This window comes from Flavobacterium sp. N2038 (genome assembly GCF_025947185.1).
GTDB lineage: Bacteria > Bacteroidota > Bacteroidia > Flavobacteriales > Flavobacteriaceae > Flavobacterium.
Map to the genome: position 1 here is coordinate 3,549,224 of NZ_CP110001.1, position 20,641 is coordinate 3,569,864.

Annotated in this window: 16 protein-coding genes; 3 read left to right on the plus strand and 13 right to left on the minus strand. The window is 34.2% G+C overall.

The window, feature by feature from the left end; all coding sequences use genetic code 11:
• The first annotated feature begins 36 nt into the window (after positions 1-36).
• A complete protein-coding gene (locus OLM51_RS15755) occupies positions 37-606 on the plus strand; it encodes a cysteine hydrolase family protein (protein ID WP_264551554.1) in 570 nt (189 codons plus the stop codon).
• Positions 607-753: 147 nt separating this feature from the next.
• Here the strand turns inward: OLM51_RS15755 and OLM51_RS15760 are convergent, their stop codons facing one another.
• From OLM51_RS15760 to OLM51_RS15770, 3 genes are read right to left on the minus strand one after another with little or no spacing between them, the layout of a single operon-like run.
• Positions 754-1,176, minus strand: coding sequence for a hypothetical protein (locus OLM51_RS15760; RefSeq protein ID WP_264551555.1), 423 nt, complete (start codon positions 1,174-1,176; stop codon positions 754-756).
• A 48-nt stretch (positions 1,177-1,224) separates the two neighbouring features.
• Positions 1,225-1,728: a hypothetical protein gene (locus OLM51_RS15765; RefSeq protein ID WP_213255478.1), complete on the minus strand. Its 504-nt coding sequence runs from the start codon at positions 1,726-1,728 to the stop codon at positions 1,225-1,227.
• 12 nt (positions 1,729-1,740) lie between these two features.
• The gene (locus tag OLM51_RS15770) at positions 1,741-2,505 is read right to left on the minus strand and encodes an MBL fold metallo-hydrolase (protein ID WP_264551556.1); all 765 of its coding nucleotides are present in this window, start codon (positions 2,503-2,505) and stop codon (positions 1,741-1,743) included.
• 90 nt (positions 2,506-2,595) lie between these two features.
• Between OLM51_RS15770 and OLM51_RS15775 the strand changes: the two genes are divergently transcribed.
• The gene (locus OLM51_RS15775; RefSeq protein ID WP_264551557.1) at positions 2,596-4,056 is read left to right on the plus strand and encodes a TonB-dependent receptor; all 1,461 of its coding nucleotides are present in this window, start codon (positions 2,596-2,598) and stop codon (positions 4,054-4,056) included.
• 269 nt (positions 4,057-4,325) lie between these two features.
• Here OLM51_RS15775 and bcp read toward each other — a convergent pair whose 3' ends face one another.
• Entirely contained in the window at positions 4,326-4,778 is a 453-nt protein-coding gene (gene bcp, locus OLM51_RS15780; protein ID WP_264551558.1) for a thioredoxin-dependent thiol peroxidase, read from the minus strand.
• Positions 4,779-5,097: 319 nt separating this feature from the next.
• Between bcp and OLM51_RS15785 the strand changes: the two genes are divergently transcribed.
• Entirely contained in the window at positions 5,098-5,778 is a 681-nt protein-coding gene (locus OLM51_RS15785) for an endonuclease III domain-containing protein (protein ID WP_264551559.1), read from the plus strand.
• A gap of 46 nt (positions 5,779-5,824) precedes the next feature.
• Here OLM51_RS15785 and OLM51_RS15790 read toward each other — a convergent pair whose 3' ends face one another.
• The 9 genes from OLM51_RS15790 to OLM51_RS15830 all read right to left on the minus strand — a co-directional run bounded on the left by OLM51_RS15790 (position 5,825) and on the right by OLM51_RS15830 (position 20,153).
• A complete protein-coding gene (locus tag OLM51_RS15790; protein ID WP_264551560.1) occupies positions 5,825-6,886 on the minus strand; it encodes a tetratricopeptide repeat protein in 1,062 nt (353 codons plus the stop codon).
• Positions 6,887-7,386: 500 nt separating this feature from the next.
• The gene (locus OLM51_RS15795; RefSeq protein WP_264551561.1) at positions 7,387-7,530 is read right to left on the minus strand and encodes a hypothetical protein; all 144 of its coding nucleotides are present in this window, start codon (positions 7,528-7,530) and stop codon (positions 7,387-7,389) included.
• Positions 7,531-7,580: 50 nt separating this feature from the next.
• The gene (locus OLM51_RS15800; RefSeq protein ID WP_264551562.1) at positions 7,581-8,165 is read right to left on the minus strand and encodes an RNA polymerase sigma factor; all 585 of its coding nucleotides are present in this window, start codon (positions 8,163-8,165) and stop codon (positions 7,581-7,583) included.
• A 295-nt stretch (positions 8,166-8,460) separates the two neighbouring features.
• On the minus strand, positions 8,461-9,219 hold the full coding sequence (locus tag OLM51_RS15805; protein ID WP_264551563.1) for a glycoside hydrolase family 16 protein: 759 nt from the start codon (positions 9,217-9,219) through the stop codon (positions 8,461-8,463).
• Between the two features lie 84 nt (positions 9,220-9,303).
• On the minus strand, positions 9,304-10,959 hold the full coding sequence (locus OLM51_RS15810; protein WP_264551564.1) for a glycoside hydrolase family 16 protein: 1,656 nt from the start codon (positions 10,957-10,959) through the stop codon (positions 9,304-9,306).
• Between the two features lie 11 nt (positions 10,960-10,970).
• Positions 10,971-12,521 carry a hypothetical protein gene (locus OLM51_RS15815; protein WP_264551565.1) on the minus strand — a complete coding sequence of 517 codons (1,551 nt, stop codon included), beginning with the start codon at positions 12,519-12,521 and terminating at the stop codon, positions 10,971-10,973.
• A 12-nt stretch (positions 12,522-12,533) separates the two neighbouring features.
• Positions 12,534-14,033, minus strand: a complete 1,500-nt coding sequence (locus OLM51_RS15820; protein ID WP_264551566.1) for a RagB/SusD family nutrient uptake outer membrane protein — start codon at positions 14,031-14,033, stop codon at positions 12,534-12,536.
• A gap of 11 nt (positions 14,034-14,044) precedes the next feature.
• Positions 14,045-17,110 (minus strand): SusC/RagA family TonB-linked outer membrane protein, encoded by a 3,066-nt coding sequence (locus tag OLM51_RS15825; protein WP_264551567.1) that lies wholly within the window; start codon positions 17,108-17,110, stop codon positions 14,045-14,047.
• 241 nt (positions 17,111-17,351) lie between these two features.
• Positions 17,352-20,153 (minus strand): triple tyrosine motif-containing protein, encoded by a 2,802-nt coding sequence (locus OLM51_RS15830; RefSeq protein WP_319799958.1) that lies wholly within the window; start codon positions 20,151-20,153, stop codon positions 17,352-17,354.
• Between the last annotated feature and the right edge of the window lie 488 nt (positions 20,154-20,641).

A 20,641-nucleotide genomic window follows, 5' to 3' on the forward strand; every position in this document is an offset into this window, starting at 1 on the left:
TAAAATTCATAACAATTCTATAAAAACTACTAAAAAATGAGCAATAGAAAACTTGATAATCCCGCATTAACATTAATTGATATTCAAAAAGGTTTTGATGATATTGCTTATTGGGGCGGAGACCGAAATAATGTAAATGCAGAAGAAAAAGCAGGTGAACTTCTCGAAATTTGGAGAGCTAAAAAACTGCCGCTTTTTCACGTACAGCATTGCTCTTCTAATCCGAATTCAATTTTAAACGAGACAAATCCGGGAAATGAATTTCAGGATATTGTAAAACCAATTGAAGGCGAAACAATAATCAAAAAGAATGTAAACAGTGCTTTTATCGGAACAAATTTAAAAGAGTTACTGGATAAAGCAAAAATTAATACACTTGTAATAGTTGGCTTAACCACAGATCATTGTGTTTCTACCACTACAAGAATGGCTGGAAACTTTGGCTACACTACTTACCTGGTTTCTGATGCAACGGCAACTTTCAATAAAAAAGGCATAAACGACGAAGAATTCTCAGCAGAAATAATCCATCAGACTGCTTTAGCAAGTTTAAACGAAGAATTTGCTCAGGTTGTTACTTCTGATTTTATTAAGACGATAATTTAGTAGTTAGTCCTTAATAATTAGTCCTTAGCACTTAATTCTTAGTGTTTAGCGCTTGGTAATTAGTACTTAATATTAAAAAGTGAGATGTAATTTGGTTTAACCATTTTACATCTCACTTTTTACATTTACCTATTTATATTTCAAGTGTTACTGTCCCGTATAAAGAATTTTACCTGCTTTTTTCAAAACATAACCTTTCCATGGAATTAGCTGGTAATCATCTTTTGTCCAGGAATCTCCTTCAGATTTTCTTTCTAAAATAATGGATCCTTTTTGTGTATCCAGAAATAATTCTGCTTTATTTCCTTCAAAAATTACATACGCAACTGTAGTATATGTTTTTCCATCTTCTGCATGGTTCAGCCTTATACCTTCAAAAACTCTTATGCATTCTTTTTTCAGAACAGACCATGTATAACCGGCAGAACCTTTACAACCGTGAGCATCAGAATCTGCTCCAACAATTTTTTCTTTTTGTGGTTCTTTTGCAGGTGTTTTTTCCTGTGATACTTTTTTTGCGCAAGAAAATGCAGCAGTTACGATAATTGCAAACAAAAACAACTTTTTCATAATCTTCTAGTTTTAAAATTAAGCAAAAAAAAATAGGATTAAAAAATCCTATTTTTGATATAACCAAGTTTGATTTACTTCAAATGTAATACTTTCATCCATATCAACAAAGTATTTTAATAAGACTTCTCCCCATAATTCGCCATTGCTATAATCTGCAATGATCCATCTGTGGTTTAAAATTTTCACTTTATTAATAACAAATTTCTTTCCGTCGATCATATCCTGTCCTGTATAAGGATTTCCTTTTGGATTTGAATTCAGATCTAATAATTTTTCTGTTACGGCCGGAATAAGTTTTTCATACAAAATTACTTTTCCGCCAGATGCACTATTATCAAAATAATTTTGTGCATTTTCATTATGCTCCAAAGAAAAATAATCGGCTTCTGCCAGTTTTCCTGAAACCAGATTAATACTGTCTCTTAGTTTCTTGGTTGTTTTCTCATATCTTTCTTCCCCAAATTTTACTTCGCGGCTATAAAACATATAGGTAAAAACATTCATTAATATCGCAAGGATAAAAAGATAAAGCATTAAGGATTTTTTCATTTTGGGGTATAATTAAATTGTAATTTCTAAATTGTCATAAGCCAGAAAAACATTCTCCGGAAGTTGCTTTTGCACTTCTTCATGAAAGCCTAAAACATGGCTAATGTGCGTTAAATAAGCTTTCTCAGGTTTTACAAGATTAATAAAATCAAGCGCTTCCTGCAAGTTAAAGTGAGTATCATGTGGCTCAACACGCAGTGCATTTACCACCAGGACTTTTAAATTTTTAAGTTTTTCGATCTCAACTTGTTCAATTGTTTTTACATCTGTCAGATAAGCAAAATCATCAATGCGATAACCAAAAACCTGCAAATCGCCATGCATCACATTTATTGGAATTGCTGTTTTATCACCTACTGTAATAGGATGATTGTTTACGACTTCGATCGTTTTAACGCTTGGTGCTCCGGGATATTTGTTTACCGTTTCAAAAACATAATCAAAACGTCGTCTGAGATTGGCAATAACGCGCTCATGTGCATAAACAGGAATTTCGCCTTGTCTAAAGTTAAACGGACGAATATCATCCAGGCCTGCAGTATGATCTGCATGTTCATGAGTAAACAGTATTGCATCAAGTTTGCGGCAGCCGCAGGAAAGCATTTGCTGTCTGAAATCCGGCCCGCAATCTATAACATACGAATGTTCATCCCATGTAATCCAGATGGATACACGAAGCCTTTTATCCTTAGCATCAGTGCTTTTACAAACGGGATGATCGACCCCGATAATCGGGATACCTTGAGAAGTACCAGTACCTAAAAAATAGACCTTCAATTGAACTTAATTTTTTTACAAAAATAGGATTATTTCTCTTTCATTAGAACCCTAATTTACTAACTTTGTAACAAATCTATTTAAAATAAAATGGGTACAGAAATAAAACTCAAAGGTGACAAGGTCATCGAACAAATTCCTTCCATAAAAGACAAAGCTTTACGCATTAATTTAAACGAGAATATCTACGGAACATTTGCTGAAATTGGCGCTGGACAAGAGACAGTTAGACATTTTTTCAGATCCGGGGGTTCATCGGGAACAATTGCAAAAGCAATGTCTGCGTACGATAAAGATTTTAGTGATGCGGTGTATGGAACAGAAAAAGATGGGAGATATGTTACCGAAGAGCGATTAAAAAAAATGCTGACTCTCGAAGGTCAAATTATTGAAGAAAGATTAAGCCGAGAGAAACATCCTACGAAACTTTTTTTTAGTTATGCAAACACCGTTGCAACTATAGATTTTGCCAAACAATTTAAAGGCCACGGCTGGGTCGGAATCAGATACCAAATTGAACCGGACGAAGCTTACAACGAAATTATCCTTCACATTCGTTTTAAAGAAACTGACGCGAGATTACAACAGGAAACACTTGGAATTCTGGGAGTAAATTTAATTTACGGCGCGTTCTACAAATACAATGACCCTAAACGCTTACTGCGTTATTTATACGACCACTTAGACAAAGATCAATTAGAGATCGATACCATTAACTTCTCGGGACCACGTTTTGCTGATGTTGATAATCGTTTGATGAGTTTACAGCTGGTTAAAAACGGAATGACCGATGCGGTAATGTTTAATCCTGATGGAAAAAATGTTTTACCGGCAGCGGTTTTATACAAAAAGAACCTTCTTGCTTTTAGAGGAAGTTTTCGTCCGGTTACCAATGTAAATCTTGACATGTATGAGAAATCATTAAAGATGTTTCTGGAAGAAAACAAGGTCGAAAAAGACAATACACTGGTTGTTTTTGAGATTACACTTTCAAACTTACGTTCTGATGGTGAAATCGATGAGCGTGATTTTATGGACAGAGCTGAATTACTTTGTTCATTAGGTCAAACAGTTATGATTTCAAACTTTCAGGAATATTACAAAGTTGTTGAATATTTCTCTAATTATACCAAAGCCCGAATGGGATTGGCAATGGGTGTAAACAACTTAGTTGATATATTTGATGAGAAATACTATCGCCACTTAAGTGGAGGTATTCTTGAAGCTTTTGGAAAACTATTTTACCGTGACATGAAAGTATTCTTATACCCTATGTTAGGTGAAAATGGAGAAATTATAACTTCAGATAATCTGAAAGTTCATCCTAGAATGAAAGAATTGTATAAATTCTTTAAATTCAATGGAAAAGTGGTAGACATTAAAGATTACAATCCAGACATATTAAATGTATTCTCCCGCGAAGTATTAAAAATGATTGGTCAGGGAAAAACCGGCTGGGAACCAATGCTTCCATCCGGAGTAGCAGAAATCATAAAAGAACACCATTTGTTTGGATATCATCCTAAGAAAGAATTAGAACAAAATTCATAAAAAAAGTCCCTTTCGGGACTTTTTTTTTGTTTCAGGTTTTTCTTTGTTTCAAGTTTCATGTTCTAAACTGATCAAAGTTAACCGCAAAGCACGCTAAGTTTTTTTGATCTGCGGAGTTTTATAAAAACGCAAAGTTCGCAAAGTTATGTATTGATAAAGCTTTGCGAACTTTGCGCATTATAAATGCAAACTATAACAAGCTTAGCGTGCTTTGCGGTTAAATTTCACATTCAACAAAAACCTGAAACCTGAAACTTGAAACAAAAACTCTATTTCAAAATCTGCGTAGTATGTTCTTTTGTTTTTACTTTTTCGATTACCTCATCGATAATTCCTTTCTCGTCAATTACAAAAGTTGTTCTATGGATTCCGTCATATTCTCTTCCCATAAATTTCTTTGGTCCCCAAACTCCGAAAGCATTGATTACCGACTTATCTTCATCTGCCAATAACGGAAAAGGTAATTCATATTTCTCCTTAAACTTTACCTGTGCTTTTTGACGGTCGGCGCTTACTCCAAGAAGTTCGTAATTATTAGCCTGAAAACGGTGAAAATTATCTCTTAAATCACAAGCTTCTGCCGTGCAACCTGGCGTACTTGCTTTTGGATAAAAGAAAACTACTAATTTTTTTCCTGCGTAATCTGCTAGTTTATGCGTTTTTCCTTCCTGATCTACTCCTGAAAAATTTGGCGCTTTATCTCCTTTTTGTAATGTTGTCATATTTTTTTATTTTAGATTGTAGATTGTTGATTTTAGAATAAAGAGTACAGAATAAAGAATAAAGAGTAAAGATAACTTTTAACTCATAACTCATAACTCATAACTCATAATTCATAACTCATAATTATTTTCATGCCCCAGATTGAAGTGAAAACCCCGGAATTATGACAGTTTACATTTTTTGTATTTAAAAAGCGACCGGAGGAAGCTCTTTTAAATACTTAAAAATGTTACTGGCATAATGAGGAGTTGTAACGGAAAGCTGGATTAGGCACATCATTAAAATTATTACTATTTTTACGGGATTAAAAATACGGAAATGAATAAAGAAGCTCGAGTACAATTTGTTATAAATACGTTAAAAGAACTCTACCCTACTATACCAGTCCCTCTTGACCATAAAGATCCTTACACTTTATTAATTGCTGTTTTGCTTTCGGCACAATGTACAGATGTACGTGTCAACCAAATCACACCTTTATTATTTGCAAAAGCGGATAATCCGTATGATATGGTTAAAATGTCTGTGGAAGAAATTAAAGAAATTATACGTCCGTGTGGATTATCTCCAATGAAATCAAAAGGAATTCATGGTCTATCTGAGATTTTAATTGAAAAACATAACGGAGAAGTTCCGCAGAGTTTTGAAGCACTCGAAGAATTGCCTGCAGTTGGACATAAAACCGCAAGTGTTGTAATGTCGCAAGCCTTTGGCGTTCCTGCTTTTCCGGTTGATACTCATATTCACAGATTAATGTACCGATGGAATCTTTCGAATGGAAAAAATGTTGTACAGACAGAAAAAGATGCCAAACGATTGTTTCCGAAAGAAATATGGAATGATTTACATTTACAGATTATCTGGTACGGCCGTGAGTATTCGCCAGCGCGTGGCTGGAGTCTGGAAAAAGATATTATTACCAGAACAGTGGGTAAAAAATCAATTATTGATGAAATGAAAGCTCTGGAAGCTGCAAAAATAAAGGCACAAAGATTGTAAACCTCTGTGCCTTTGCTTCTTTATCACTTTGTACCTTTTAGTTAATCTACATACTAGCTTTTAAAGCATTGTATTCAGGTGTCATATCCAGAGATCTGTACACACCTAAAAGTGTTTTGGTTACATCTTCATTTTTAGGCTCAATAGTAAGCGCTTTCTTCAAATACGGAATGGCACTTCGGCTCAATTCATCTTTTTTGGCACTCAGCTTATCATACTCCTGCATTTCTTTTGGAGTAGTTCCTAAAGTAGATATCTGATCGGCTAGTTCCTTTTTTAATTGTAGTTTTAAATAGGCAAGATTAATATAGGCGTCAATATAATTTGGATTTAACTCTAAAACGTAATTATAAGTAGCTTCTGCTTTTGCAAATTCTTTTCTTTCCAGATAAGCATAGGCCAGGTTATTATTTACATCAATCTTTTTTGAAGGAACAGATTCTGTTCTTGGTTTTTCGTAAAGACCTTCCTGAATAGCTGATTCCCTGGCTTTTGGGGAAATAAAAGCATCTTCTTCTTTTGTTTTCTTATTAGTTGCGTAATAAATAACTCCTTTTCCGGAATAGTTTTTCTTCTTTAATTCTTCATAATACTTCACTGCAGAGGCATAATCTCTGGCATTTATTGATGAAGAAGCAGCATTTAATAAGTTTAAAGTATCTTTTTTATCAAACAAGTATACATTATAACTTTTATCAGCACTTTCTTTGAATCTTCCTGCTTTAAAATCATCCATTGCACCATTTACAAGTTTAGACTTTAAGTCTTTTAATGCCATACTTGCTTTTACAGTGTATTTGAATTTACCAGATTCATTTTCATATAAAAACACATCCTGATAGGATTCTGAAGCCAATGTAAAATTATTGGCTGCATCTACATTTTTACCGGCTAAATCTTTTAGCACATTTCCTTTTAAGAAGTAAAAATCAGATTTATCTTCATCGGGCGCATTAAGGATTAAATATTCTGTTTTCTTTAATACAGCCAATGCTTCTGCAGAACTGCCTTTTTCAAAAAGAGTCTGGGCTTCTTTTATTTGTGCTTTTTGGGCAAAAACACCAACATTTATCAATAGTATTGATAAAAACATAAATTTTATTTTCATTGTAGTTTAAGTTTGATGGTTAAGATAGATTTTGGATTCTTCTTTGCACAATTTAGGATCTGATCTCGATCAACATAATTACGCTTTTAATACCCTTATTTTGTGGGGCATAAAAATTATCAAACTAAAAATTAAATAGTGTAGTTTTTTCTCATATTAAATATTTTTAGGGGTTATGGTTTTCTCTATTTACAAAAAATATATTTTTTAACAGTATTTTCACTATAAATACCTCAATTGTTCTAAATTTTATACGAACAATATATTTTTTTATCTAAAATAGAATTAAAAACTGAATACACAATAAAATACTAATATTTTTTTATCATAAGATTAACATTTAGATAAAGTGACTTATTAATGTACTATTACACAGGATTATTATTTTTTTGAAGCACAAAAAAAACTCACTATCTGTATTTAAATACAAATAGTGAGCTTTCAACCAAAACGACCATTTGGTTTTCTTTTGAAACATCCGGCCAAAAGAAGCGGGCTGTCTAATTAGCTATTATTTCAAAACTTTTATCCTCAACTTTCACAATTGTTAGGGCTTGTGAATAATTTAATAAAAAAGAAACTACTTCTTTTTTAGGTTTCAAGTTTTTTGAAGCTAATGCTTTCTTAGAGTAAATTTTTGCCATTTATAAATTAAGTTTATACTTAGTATAACGGCTTAATACTCAAAATAGTATTAGTTGGTTAAAATAATTTGATGTTTATCAATTATTTTTCTCAAATTCATAAGTGCATAACGCATTCTTCCCAGTGCTGTATTGATACTAACATCTGTAAGTTCAGAGATTTCCTTGAAGCTCATATCCTGATACATACGCATTAATAACACTTCTTTTTGATCATCAGGAAGCTCTTCTATCAGCTTTTTTAAGTCAACTTCTACCTGATCAGCGATCATTTTACTTTCGATTGTAAGGGAATCATCAGACATTATAGAGAATATAGAAAACTCTTCTGTTTCTCTATACATTGGCATTTTTTTGGTTTTGCGAAAATGATCTACAATTAAATTATGAGAAATACGCATTACCCAAGGCAAAAACTTGCCTTCTTCATTATATGAATTACTTTTAAGAGTTTTTATTACTTTAATAAAAGTGTCTTGAAAAATATCGTTTGAAATATCTCTATCAGCAATCTTAGAATATATAAAACCATATATCTTAGATTCATGCCTTTTTATTAATGTTGAAAGTGCAACTTCATTGCCATCAACATAATTTTTTACTAATAGAGCGTCTGGAATATGCAGATCAGCCATAATACTACTTTTTTAGTTTTTATAATTTGGAGTAATTTTCTAAAAAGTAATTTTATTGTATAGGCGTCTCTTTTTTAAGTATGTTAATATTGTGACCAAATTTAACAAATTATTATTTTAAAAAGCAAATTAAATGAGGAATAATTAATAACAAAAACTTAATAATAATACATTTTACTTAAATTTAATTGACAAACGGTGTTAAAACAGTAAAACTCTTAAATTTTATTCAGATAAAAAAAAGACATAAATAACTTACAATTAAATACTTACGCCTTTTTTTTAGGTCTATTTTTTATTGATATACTTTTACATAATCTATATAATATTTTTGCGGTAATATCGTATCATCTACTTCAGGGCCACCAAAATTACCTCCAATTGCCAAATTTACAATGATATAAAAGGGTTTATTAAAAGGCCAGGTATCGTCATTTTTAACTACAGGATTGAATGTATATACTAAAGTTTTATCTACAAAAAAATCAATTTTATCTTTATCCCATTCAATCGCATAAACGTGATATCCTTCTTCAATGTTTGAGAAAGCTGTTCTTTTTGTATTGATCGTATTTCCATGACTGTCTTGTGTATGCAAAGTGGTATAGACCATATGAGGATCTCTTCCTATATATTCTAGAATATCTATTTCTCCCGTTTTTGGCCATTTAACCTCATCAATATTGGCACCTAACATCCAGAATGCAGGCCATAAACCATGTCCTACAGGCAATTTTGCTCTGGCTTCGATACGTCCGTAAAGAAATTCCTTTTTTCCTTTGGTTGTAATTTTGGTCGAGGTGTATTTAGATCCTTCTTTTCGCGCCTCTATAACCAAATTACCATCTTTAAATTCATGATTTGTTTTGGTATAAACTTGTCTTTCATTATTACCAAAACCGCAAAGTGCCGGACAGCCATCACCAACTTCAAAATTCCAGTCTTTTTCGTTTAGCTCTTTTTTATTAAAATTTTCTTCCCAGATTAGTTTCCGTTTTGTTTCCTGGGCATAAGAAAAACTGCTAATTATTAGCATTATAAGCACCTTTTTCATAGTTCCTTTTTAAATATTACAAAAATTGAGAAGGCCAGCCTCAACTGACCTTCTCCTTTCATTCTTACTACTTAATTAACAATCTTATTGATAAACTTTTACGTAATCAATCTCCATAGAAGACTGGGTAAAAGTCGGATCAATAACTCCTCCGAAATTACCTCCCATGGCTACATTCAATATCAGAAAGAAGTCTTTATTGAAAGGTAAAGTTGCATCATTAGGAACTGAATGAATTAACTCGTCATCTACATAAATTTTTACCGATTCAGGACTCCATATCGTTTTGTATATATGAAATTGCGTTGAAACGTTTGCAATAGTTTTAGAACCTGTATTGGCTTCTCCGCCCGAATGTCCCGGATAATGTAATGTACCATGAATAAGATCCTGTTGATTCCCAACATGTTCCATGATATCAATTTCTCCACAAGCCGGCCATGCATTTGTTGCATAATTAGCGCCAAGCATCCAGATTGCAGGCCATGTTCCTCCACCGGTTGGCAGTTTGGCACGAACCTCAACTTTTCCGTACGTAAAAGCAAACTTCCCTTCTGATTTAAGTCGTGCCGAAGAATAATCCGATCCTCCTGAAGCTTCCTTTTTTGACGTGATTTTCAGAGAACCTCCCTGTACAATTACATTTGTGGCAGAGTTGGTATAGTTTTGCTTTTCATTGTTGCCAAAACCGCCGTTCCCAAGATCATAACCCCATTTAGCCGGATCCGGAGCTCCATCTGTATTAAATTCATCAGACCATACTAAATTGGTATAATCTGCAGGTGGATTTTGGGTTGGTTTTTTAGTGGTAAAAATATGGTACCATGCTAAAGACGAATTACCTCCCATTACCGCTCTTACTACCATTCTGTTTGCTGTAATTGACAGAATTTCATAAGAACTTTGTCCTATATAATATCCCATAAATCCACCATCAGAGAAGTTCATCATTGTTCCCCTTGTTTGTGTTGCATGATTTGGATTTTGCATTACAACAGATTCTGAAGGACTTAATGAAACCGATTTTTTTCCTGAAGTATCATATGCCAGACAAGCATCAGAACCTGAGCTTCCTCCTGCCACACCTTCAAAAGCGGCATTAAAGAATGTTGCTCCGCCATTGTCTAACTGAAATTTCAATTGGTCTCCTTCAAGAGAGAATGTCAATACGTTTTCGTATAAACAGCTGCTTGTTGGTGAAGCTGCTTTTTCGAATGGAGCAGCGGTATAATAATTTCCGTAATAATTTTTGGTTGCATCGCCATCATTTTGACCAACACCTAAATGTCCAGCTTCTGATGCTGACCAATACCATTTTTTAGAAGTACCATCTGTTAAGAATTGTACTGCTTCGTCATCACTAAAATCACTTTTAACCGTCACATTTGTAGTCGTCGTACTTGTTACTCCTCCTCTTCCTGATGCAATTACGGTTACAGTATAGGTATTAACTCCTGTTTTGGTAAATCGTTTTGTAAGCGTTCCATTTGGTGCATTATCAGATGTTCCGTCACTATAAACATATTTATATGATATTGCGTGGTCTGCTTTTGCAGTAAACTTCACAGTTCCGGATCCGTCTCCGTTTGGATCGGTAGCTGTTTTACCAACAACCTCAGCAGTAACCTGAAGATTGGCGGGAGAATCTATTGATCCGAAAGTAAAATCGTCTTTCTGACAACCCGTCATCAGGAGAATCGTAAATAAGTATACTATTTTTATGATTATTTTTTTGCTCATGATTTCTTGTTTTAATTGGATTGTTTTATGTCATCAAAATAATAGGTTTTCCCTGTGCCGTTAACTCCAAAGTCAAAGAACACCACGACACGCTGAAATTTATTTGCTGTTGTAGCGCCATCAAAGTCAAAAGTCAGTTCTTCCCATCCATTTGCAACTGTTGTTGTCGCATCAACTTCTTTATTGATTGAACTCTCTGCCAGGTTTTCAAATTTCATTTTTACAATAATTCCAGCCTGCGGTGACCATACTTTCATTTTTATCTTTTTAAAAGAAGAAAAATTAAGCGGTTCCGCCAATTCAATAAATGATCCTGCCCAAACTTCAGCCCCGCTTCCTTTCGTTAAAGCTCCTACTTTTCCAGAAGTATTAATTCCTGTTTTGTCCGGATTTGATGCTAAAACTGAGTTTGCACCTCCAAAATTGGTAAATGTATAGGTCAATGTTGAAGACTCGAAAATCAATGGCATTTTTACCGTTTCAACTCCCGAAGTCAATTGTATATCATCAAAATAATAGTCTGCTCCTGTTCCATTATTTCCAAAATCAAAAAAGACTACTACTCTTTGATATTTGTTGGCATTATCAACTGCAGAGAAATCAAAAATTAACTCTTCCCAGCCATTGTCAATTGTATTGGTCACATCAACTTCTGCATTAATATCAGGATTAGTTAAGTTTTCTAATTTCATTTTAACTACAATTCCTGCTTTAGGTGACCAGGTTTTAATTTTTATCTTTTTCAAGGTCGAAAAATCAATCGGCTCTCCTAATTCTAAAAATGAACCAGCCCAAACTTCAGCACCTGCATTTTTAGTCAATTTAGCCACTTTCCCGCTTGGGTTTTCTTCATTTATAGTCGGATTATTAGCTACAGCTGTATTGGCTCCTCCAAAGTTTGTAAAAGCATAATTAAGTGTAGAAGATTCAAAATCTACTGGTAATAAAACCGGATTTGATATGGTAACGGTCTCTTCATAAGTTGCACTGGCAATACCTCCGCTCAAAGCCACTACTTTTACTTTGTATTCTCCAACATTTGCATACGTATGAGCGATGGTTTCTCCTTCCATAAAACTCACTGGTGTTTCATTTGGAGTTTCTCCAAAATAGACCTGAAAGAAAGTTTCTAAATTTGCTTTTGCCGAAACTGAAACGGATAAATTATCTCCAAGAACATGAGCCAAAGCAACTTGTAAATCGGTTGGAGCTAAAAATGAAACGGTTACCTGCTGATCAACTTCAGTAGTTTTTCCGCTCACACCCATTGCAATAATTTTGGATTTATAAACTCCTTCTTTATAGGTATGAGTCACTGTACCTCCCGCCGGAATAAAATCTGAATCTGCACTACCGTCACCAAATTTTATTTTGTACTGTGTAACGCCGTCACCTGTTGGTATAAAAGTTACTTTTCCAGTGTTATCCTGTGTAACTGTTGTAAGTGCCGAAATATTGGCTGGTGCTGCTACGCTGTCCAAATCAACATCGAGATTATCGTTTGAGCAAGCTATAAGCATTGTCAAAACGAAAATATTTATAATTAAATATATTTTTTTCATAACGTGTATTTTTTAATATCCGGGATTTTGTTGCCAGTTTCCGTTTGCAAACTGAATTTCTTCAATTGGAAGTGGAAATAATTCATTCTTATTAGCTGTAAAGCCAGGAATTTTCCCAACAGCTTTTCCAGTTCTTACTAAATCAAAGAAACGGTGTCCTTCTCCAAAAAGCTCTACTCTTCTTTCTGCATAAATAAAATCTGTTAAAGCCGCTCCCGAAGCCGAAATATCATGATCATTGTCTCCAAAAGCCCGTCTTCTTACCTCATTTAAATATGTTTTTGCTTTTGCATCGTCGATTCCGCCTCTATTGTAAGCTTCGGCCGCCATTAACAAAACATCGGCATAACGAATTGCTCTGTAATTGTTTGGATTCGTTAAATTCAAATCTCCTGCTGCATTTGCACTTCTTTTTCTGGGAAGATATTTTCTGTTGAAATACCCTGTATCTTCATTTCCTTTTCCAAAACTAACTCCTTTACCTCCATCATAAGAAGCATTTGCAGCAGCCCAGGCAGCAATATCCAATATCGCAACGTCTTTACGTTTATCGCCAGCCTCAAAAGCATCTGCACTCTCTTTTGTTGGAATATTAAAACTAAATCCTGAAGAAAAAAGTGGCCCTGAATAATTCCTAACACCGCTAAAACCAACAGCTACATTACCTTCACTACATTGTAAGCAGCCAAACCCTGCTCCTTCTACATCTGTGTACTGAACTTCAAAAACAGATTCACTTCCGTTTTCTCCATCCATTTCAAAAATGGAGTTGTAATCTGCAACCAAACTGTATTTTCCTGAACTAATTACACCGTCAAGAGCAGTTGCAGCCTGAGTAAACTTATTTTCATACAAATAAGCCTTTCCCAGTAATGCTAAGGCTGCACCTTTTGTAGCACGTCCTTTTTGAGATGCAATTGGAGATAAATTAGCAGCTGCAAAAGTTAAATCAGCTTCGATAGAAGCAAAAACTTCCTCTCTTGAGGAGCGCGGCACTGTCTTTTCATCTCCAATTTTAAACCTGGCATCTCCTTTCATAGGTATACCACCAAACCATTTTACTAACTCAAACTGGTAGTATGCTCTAAGAAATCTTGCCTCGGCTATAACTTGTGTTTTTTGAGGAAAATCTGTTTTATCCTTAAATTCCAGAATATAATTGGCTCTTTGGACTCCCGCAAACATCCAGTTCCAAACATCTCTTAAATTACTGTTTACCGGCGTATGAATCATGTCGTCTATTTGCTGAAAACCAATTACATCTGTTGGGCTTTCGCCTCCGCATAAGGTGTTGTCTGAAGCAATTTCACCCAATAAAACATTTACATAAGAAGACTGAAGCAAGTCGTAAGCTGCAACTAATGCCTGATCGTAATCTTCTTTTGAATTAAAATAGTTTTCAGAATCTATAGAATATTCTGGTTTAGGGTCTACAAACTCATCCGAACATGAAATGCATAGTGTCGAAAACAGAGTTAGCATTATAACGGTTGTATATAAATATTTTTTCATTTTAACTGAAATTAAAAATTAAGGTTAAGTCCCATTAAATAGGTTCTCGGAATTGGATAAAAGCCGTAATCGATACCTGAACCTATTGGAGATTGAGAAACATTATCACGGTTTTGCGGACCAAATGAAGCACCAGGATCAAAACCTTTATACTTTGTAAAAGTGTACAAATTATTTACTCCCACATATAGTCTTAATTTTGTTATTCCTGCTCTTTGAGAAACATTTGGGTTAACAGTATATCCTAACTGAACATTCTGGATTCTTACATAAGAAGCATCTTCTACAAAATAATCAGAAAAAACATTGTTTGCTGTTGCACCCGTTGTTACTCTTGGTGTAGAATTGGTTGATCCCTCACCTGTCCATCTGTCTAAAACATAATTTAAACGATTGGCATCAGAAAGTGTTCTCTCGTAATTACGAACCATATCATTGCCTACAGAAGCAAATGTATAGGCTGCAAAATCAAGGTTTTTGTAATTTAACTGAATATTAAAACCCATTGTAGCATCTGCAATTGGGTCACCAATGTCGGTTTTATCTTTGGTATCGATTACGCCATCGCCATTAACATCAACGTAACGAATGTCACCGGGAGCTGCATTGGCCCCTAAAGCAAGCTGAGATGGATGTGCATCAACTTCTGCCTGATTCTGGAAGATTCCGTCGCTTTTATATCCGTAAAAATAACCCATTGGCTTTCCAATTTCCATACGGGACGGTGCAGGTTGTCCAACGCCAAATGCACCTCCTTCTATAAATCCTGTACCGTTATTTACTTCCTGAACTTCATTTTTTAAGAAAGTAACATTATAACCAATACTCATATTAAAAGAGTCTGAGAATTTTTCTTTGTAATCTATTGCGAATTCAAAGCCCGAATTTTTAACAGATCCCGCATTTAAGGTTGGTGCGCTTGCACCCGGAGCTCCTGTACCATTAATTCCTGAAACCGGAATATTGGGTACTAATAAATCTTTTCTAACGTCACTGAAGTAATCTGCCACGATATATACTTTATCGTTTAAGATTTTCATATCCAGACCAACATCAAATTTCTTTGCTTGTTCCCATTTTAAATCAGGATTAGGAACTTGTCCTGTAGCACTCCCGTTTACCAGCGTACCATCAAAAACGTAGGTTGCTTCACCATTTAAAAGTCCTAAATAACCATAGTTTGGAATCTGGTCATTTCCTAACGTTCCGTAACTAGCTCTAAGTTTTAAGAAATTAATTGCTTTTGGAGTTCCAAAGAAATCTTCTTTTGAAATAATCCATCCACCTGTAATAGATGAAAAATATCCAATCTTATTTCCTGGCCCGAATTTGGTAGACGAATCACGACGGGTCATTCCCGAAACCAAATATTTCTCTTTATAGTCATACTGAAGTCTTGCATAATAAGACAGTCTTCTCTGATCATAATTATAAGAAGTATTCGTAAGCGTTTCTGAAATTCCTTTTGTTAAAGCGATATCTGCAAATTCCCAGGAATTATTCGGTACATCAAAACCAGTAGCAGTAAGTCCGTTACCCCATTGTTTGTAGATTGTTGTTCCAATTGTTCCGGTTATATTATGGGCATCGGCAATTTTTGTTGTGTAGGTGCCAAAAAGGTCAAATGAATAATCATTGTCGTTTACAGCTCCCTGAGTAACAGAACTTCTTTGCACATCAAAAACTTTTCCGCCATAACTTATTTGTTGTGCAAATGTTTTGGACTCGCTGTTGGATGTATTAAAACCAATGGCACTTGTTAAGGTAAAACCTTTGAAAATTTTATAATCTAATCCAAAATTTCCGTTGATTTTTTTATAATTATAATCATTGTAGGTATTGGCGATTTGTGCCAGCGGATTAATAATTTCGTTTCCTAATCCCGTCGTGTTTGGTACCAGAGAATAAGTACCATCTTCATTATAAGGATTTAAAGTTGCTGGAACATTTAAGGCATTAAACAAAACTGATCCTAAACCATTCTCATTTAATGTTTTTCTGGTGAAATAGGTATAAATAACATTTGTTCTTAATTTAATTTTAGAGCTAAGTTCAGCTCCCAAACTTAATCTTGCGGTGTTTCTCAAATAACCTGATTTGTCGCCTCCAACAATTCCTTCCTGATCTAAATGCGATCCGCTGACAGCATAGGTAATTTTATCTGACCCTCCGGAAATAGTTAAATCATTATTAATTATTGGTGCTCCTTTCTGAAAAACTTCATCCTGCCAGTTTGTGCCTTTCCCTAATCCGCTAACGTTTGGATAAGGAAGTGGTTTTCCGCCGTTGGCATAACTTTCATTCAATAAAAGTGCATATTCTGTAGCATTTAAAGTAGGTAGTTTTCTGGAAGTCTCCTGAAATCCTGCATAACTATTAAAAGAAACTTTGGTTTTAGAATTCTTTTTACCAGTTTTAGTTGTCACTAAAATAATTCCATTTGCAGCAATTGTTCCGTAAATAGCAGCTTGTGCATCTTTCAAAACGGTAATGGATTCAATATCATTCGGATTTAGTATACTTAAATCACCAACATAACCATCAATAATGGCAGTTGGAGAGTTTTGTCCGTTTGTAGCGATACCACGAATACGAATATCCAACGCAGCGCCAGGTGCTCCCGATTGTGTGGTTACATTGACACCCGAAACTGTACCTTGTAAAGCCTGTTCAATTCTTGCTGGTTTCAAGATGTCCAGTGTTTTACTATCAACTACAGATACTGCTCCGGTAATCTCTCTTTTTTTCTGAGTACCGTAACCAATTACAACAACCTCCTCAAGAGATTTGGCATCATCAGCCATTTTTACAGCCATTTTTGTTCCCGAAACAGCAATTTCCTGCGTTCTGTAACCTATATAACTGAAAACAATTAAAGCTCCTTTTGGAACTCCGGATAACTTAAAAGATCCATCGAAGTCTGTGGTTGTACTTTGCGATGAACTTTTAACCTTTACATTTACGCCAGGCAGTGATAATCCTGACCCGTCTACTACCGTACCATTTACATCTAAAGATTGCGCAAACGCAAAAGATGTACACAGTGACAGTACAATTAGTAATAATTTAGATTTCATAATTAGTTAGTTTTTATTGAAAGATAAATTTATTTGTTCCCATTAGGAATCCAATAAATTTAACCTCAACAAAAAACATACATCACAAAAAAAATGTTACTAAAATCAATTTATCATAAAAAATATCGCGTTTTAACTAATAATTAAGAATGTTAATTATTTTAACATTTAAGCAACGAAATCTTAACAAAGTCTAAATGTTGTGGTAATGTATAGGTATTTTAAAACAATTCTTTCCCGACTATACAGCTAAGATATACTCCACTAATCCCATTTCGTGCTGTAAATCCATTTTTTTGCGTAATCGGTATCTTTTTATTTCTACACTTCTTACTGAAATATTAAATAAAGGAGCAATCTCTTTTGAAGAAAGATTCAGTCGAAGATAAGCGCATAATCGAAGATCATTTGGTGTTAAAGCCGGATGCATTTGTTTAATGCGTTTTAGAAAATCTTTATCAGCATTATCAAACGCTTCTTTAAAAACATTCCACGAATCTTCTTCCGTAATGTTTTTATTAATTGTACTGATAACAGACTTTATGTTAGAGCTGTCATTTTGTGCCGTTTTTTTCAAATCGTCTTTTATAAAAGCCAGCAATTCATTTTTACTATTTAAACTCATTGTCGAAACTGCCAGTTCACGGTTTTTATTATCCACATCCTGCGAGAGCTGTTCGTTACGCAATTTCATTAGCTGTTGTTCGTTTTCCAGCTCCTGTATTTCCAGTAAAAGATTATTTTCTTCAATCAGTTTCTCTTTTTGTTTCTGATAATAGTTTGTGTACGCTTTATTTATAAAATAAGCCATTACAAGTATTAAAAGAAAATAGATAAAAAAGGCCAGATTAGTGAGATACCAGGGTTTTAAAACCGTAAAAGTATAAACAGCCGTTTTTTCCAATATGGTATTGGCGTATTTTGCCCGAACTTTAAAAGTATATCTTCCCGGAGCCAGATTTTTAAAATTTACTGTGGCTTTTGTACTCCACTCGCTCCATTCGTTTTGAAATCCTTCTAAGAGATATTGATATTCTGAATTGATATATTTATTATACTCGGGAACGCTGTAACAAAAGGTCACATTATTTTCGTTTGAATGAAAATCTCCCTCACTTTCAAGATCAACATTTTTCAACGTTTCATTTTGTTTGTTTATAGCAATATCAGTGATAAAAACATTATAATTCTTAAAACTTAAATCATCGATATTTAAGGCATAATAACCATCTGTTGTGCCAATCAGGTAGATTGATTTTGAAATTTGAGTAATATTCTCATATCCCAGCATGGAGTTGGTCAAAGAAGAAGGAATGGGGATTATGTTTTGTTTTAACTGATTGCTTAGTTTACTTGCAGAAAAGTAATGGATATAGTTTCGGGAAAAAAGCCAGATTTTATTCGAGTTATCTACAATTAATTTACCAGAAGTATATTCGTCTTTTTCAAAAATCGAGCTTAAAAGGCTGTCTTTTTCAAATTGCCTTGTTTTTGGATTAAGCCTGAAGATTCCACCTTTATAGGCATAATAAATAGTTCCGTTAAACTTTGTTAAACTGGCACGTTTTCCTTTTAATGGCGATTTATAGGTATAGAATCCGTCTGTTTTTAATAAAGACTGATCCAGTTTTAATCTAAAAATGCCTTTGTATTCATGACTAACATAAATATCTAAATTACCGGACACTTCAAAATAACGGGAGGAGTAATCAAACCCCTGAATTTTATTTCTGAATACCCACTGATTATTTAATTTTTCTAAAACAGAAATTCCATAATAATTTCCTTGCAACAATTGATTTTTATTGCCCGGAACGGTTTCAAATTTCCAGGTTCCGGAAGCAGAAAAAATATTCCTTGCTGAATCATTTGTCACTACAAAAGTCCCGGAATCATGTCCGCAAAAAAGCGTATTATCATATACAAATAATGACCAGACCTGTCCTTTTGTTCCGTTTATAAATTTGAAATCTGAGTTACTTTGAATGGGTTTATAAAACAATCCCTGATTTGTTCCGATATATAATAATCCGTTAAAAGTAGCCGATGCGTATACCGTTCCCAAAACTCCCGTATCATCTGTAAAACTATGTACCGGCGACTGGATATTAATGCAATTTATTCCGTTATCAAGACCTGTCCATAAATTCTGGTCATTGTCTTCAAAAAGAGACAAAGCAGTATTATTGCTCAATCCTTTGCTCTGCGTAAGATGGTATTTTAGTTTCCCATTATCTGATAAGACAAAAATACCGTTAGAAACAGTTCCTAAAGCAAAACTACCATCTTTAAGACGCTGACTGCTGTATACAAAACTCGATTTTAATTCGGCATCAACATCTGTAACAACACGGGTCAAAGTACTTCCAATCAGTTTATAAATACCATCTAATTGAGTCTGAATTAGTAATCCATCATCAGTTGTGAAGACATTTGCGATAGTGTTTTTTTTCAGAATAGGGTTATCAGAAACTAATTTTGCTTTTCCGCTTTCAATCTCAAAAAGCCCTTCTTTTATCGTCTGAAAATAAATGGCATTTTTTGGAGCAAACGATTTTACAACACCGTTTTTTGGGGCAATAATTTTAAATTTTCCGGTCTTGGTATCATAAATATAAATTCGATTAAGAGACTGAAACAAGATCCATTGATCATATTTCAGGATATTCCAGAACTGTTCATCGTCTAAAATCTTATTTTTGATGGTATCGCTTAGCGAAGTATATTTTAGTTTACCATCAGCTTTTCTGGTCCAGTAACCAAAATTCATATAAGTGCCGGTGTAAATTTTGTTTCCAATCACTTTTACAGACCGGATTACAGTCTCGTTTGGTGCCGAATACAATTGCCAGGTAGTTCCGTTATATTCCAAAAGACCGTCATTATTCGCAAAATACAAGAAATTCCTGTCGTCCTGTGAAATCATCCAGCTTTGATTCCCGGCACCATAAACACTTGCCGTATATTTAACAATGGGTGGTAGTTCTTGCGAGAACAACACGAAATTTATCAAAAGTAGTAAAGCAGAAAATTTAGTTTTCAAATTTATCTTGGGATTAATTCGTTATTAAAACACTTCTAAAATAGCTTATTTTATATTGAAACAATAATTTTTAATAAAATAAAGATTTTACACCATAGCCCGTGGTTTTAACCACAAGAAACAGATTGTGATGATATATCTTGCGTTCCAGGGGTTGAAACTGCTGGTTATATTCTCCAATAAATTCTCAAACATATTCAAATATAGCCCGTGGTTTCAACCACAGGAAACTGATTGTGATGACCTACCTTGCGCTCCAGCGGTTGAAACCGCTGGCTATGTTCCCAAATAAATCCTAAACATATCAAATATAGCCCGTGGTTTCAACCACGGGAAACAGATTACCATAATATACCTCGAGCTCCAGCGGTTAAAACCGCTCGCAATATTATTGCATTTTAATTAAAATCAAACATGGTAAATCTGTTAAGATTTGGAACAATCTCCTTAACTAAACTCAATTCAAAATTGATTACTTTTGTAAAAAT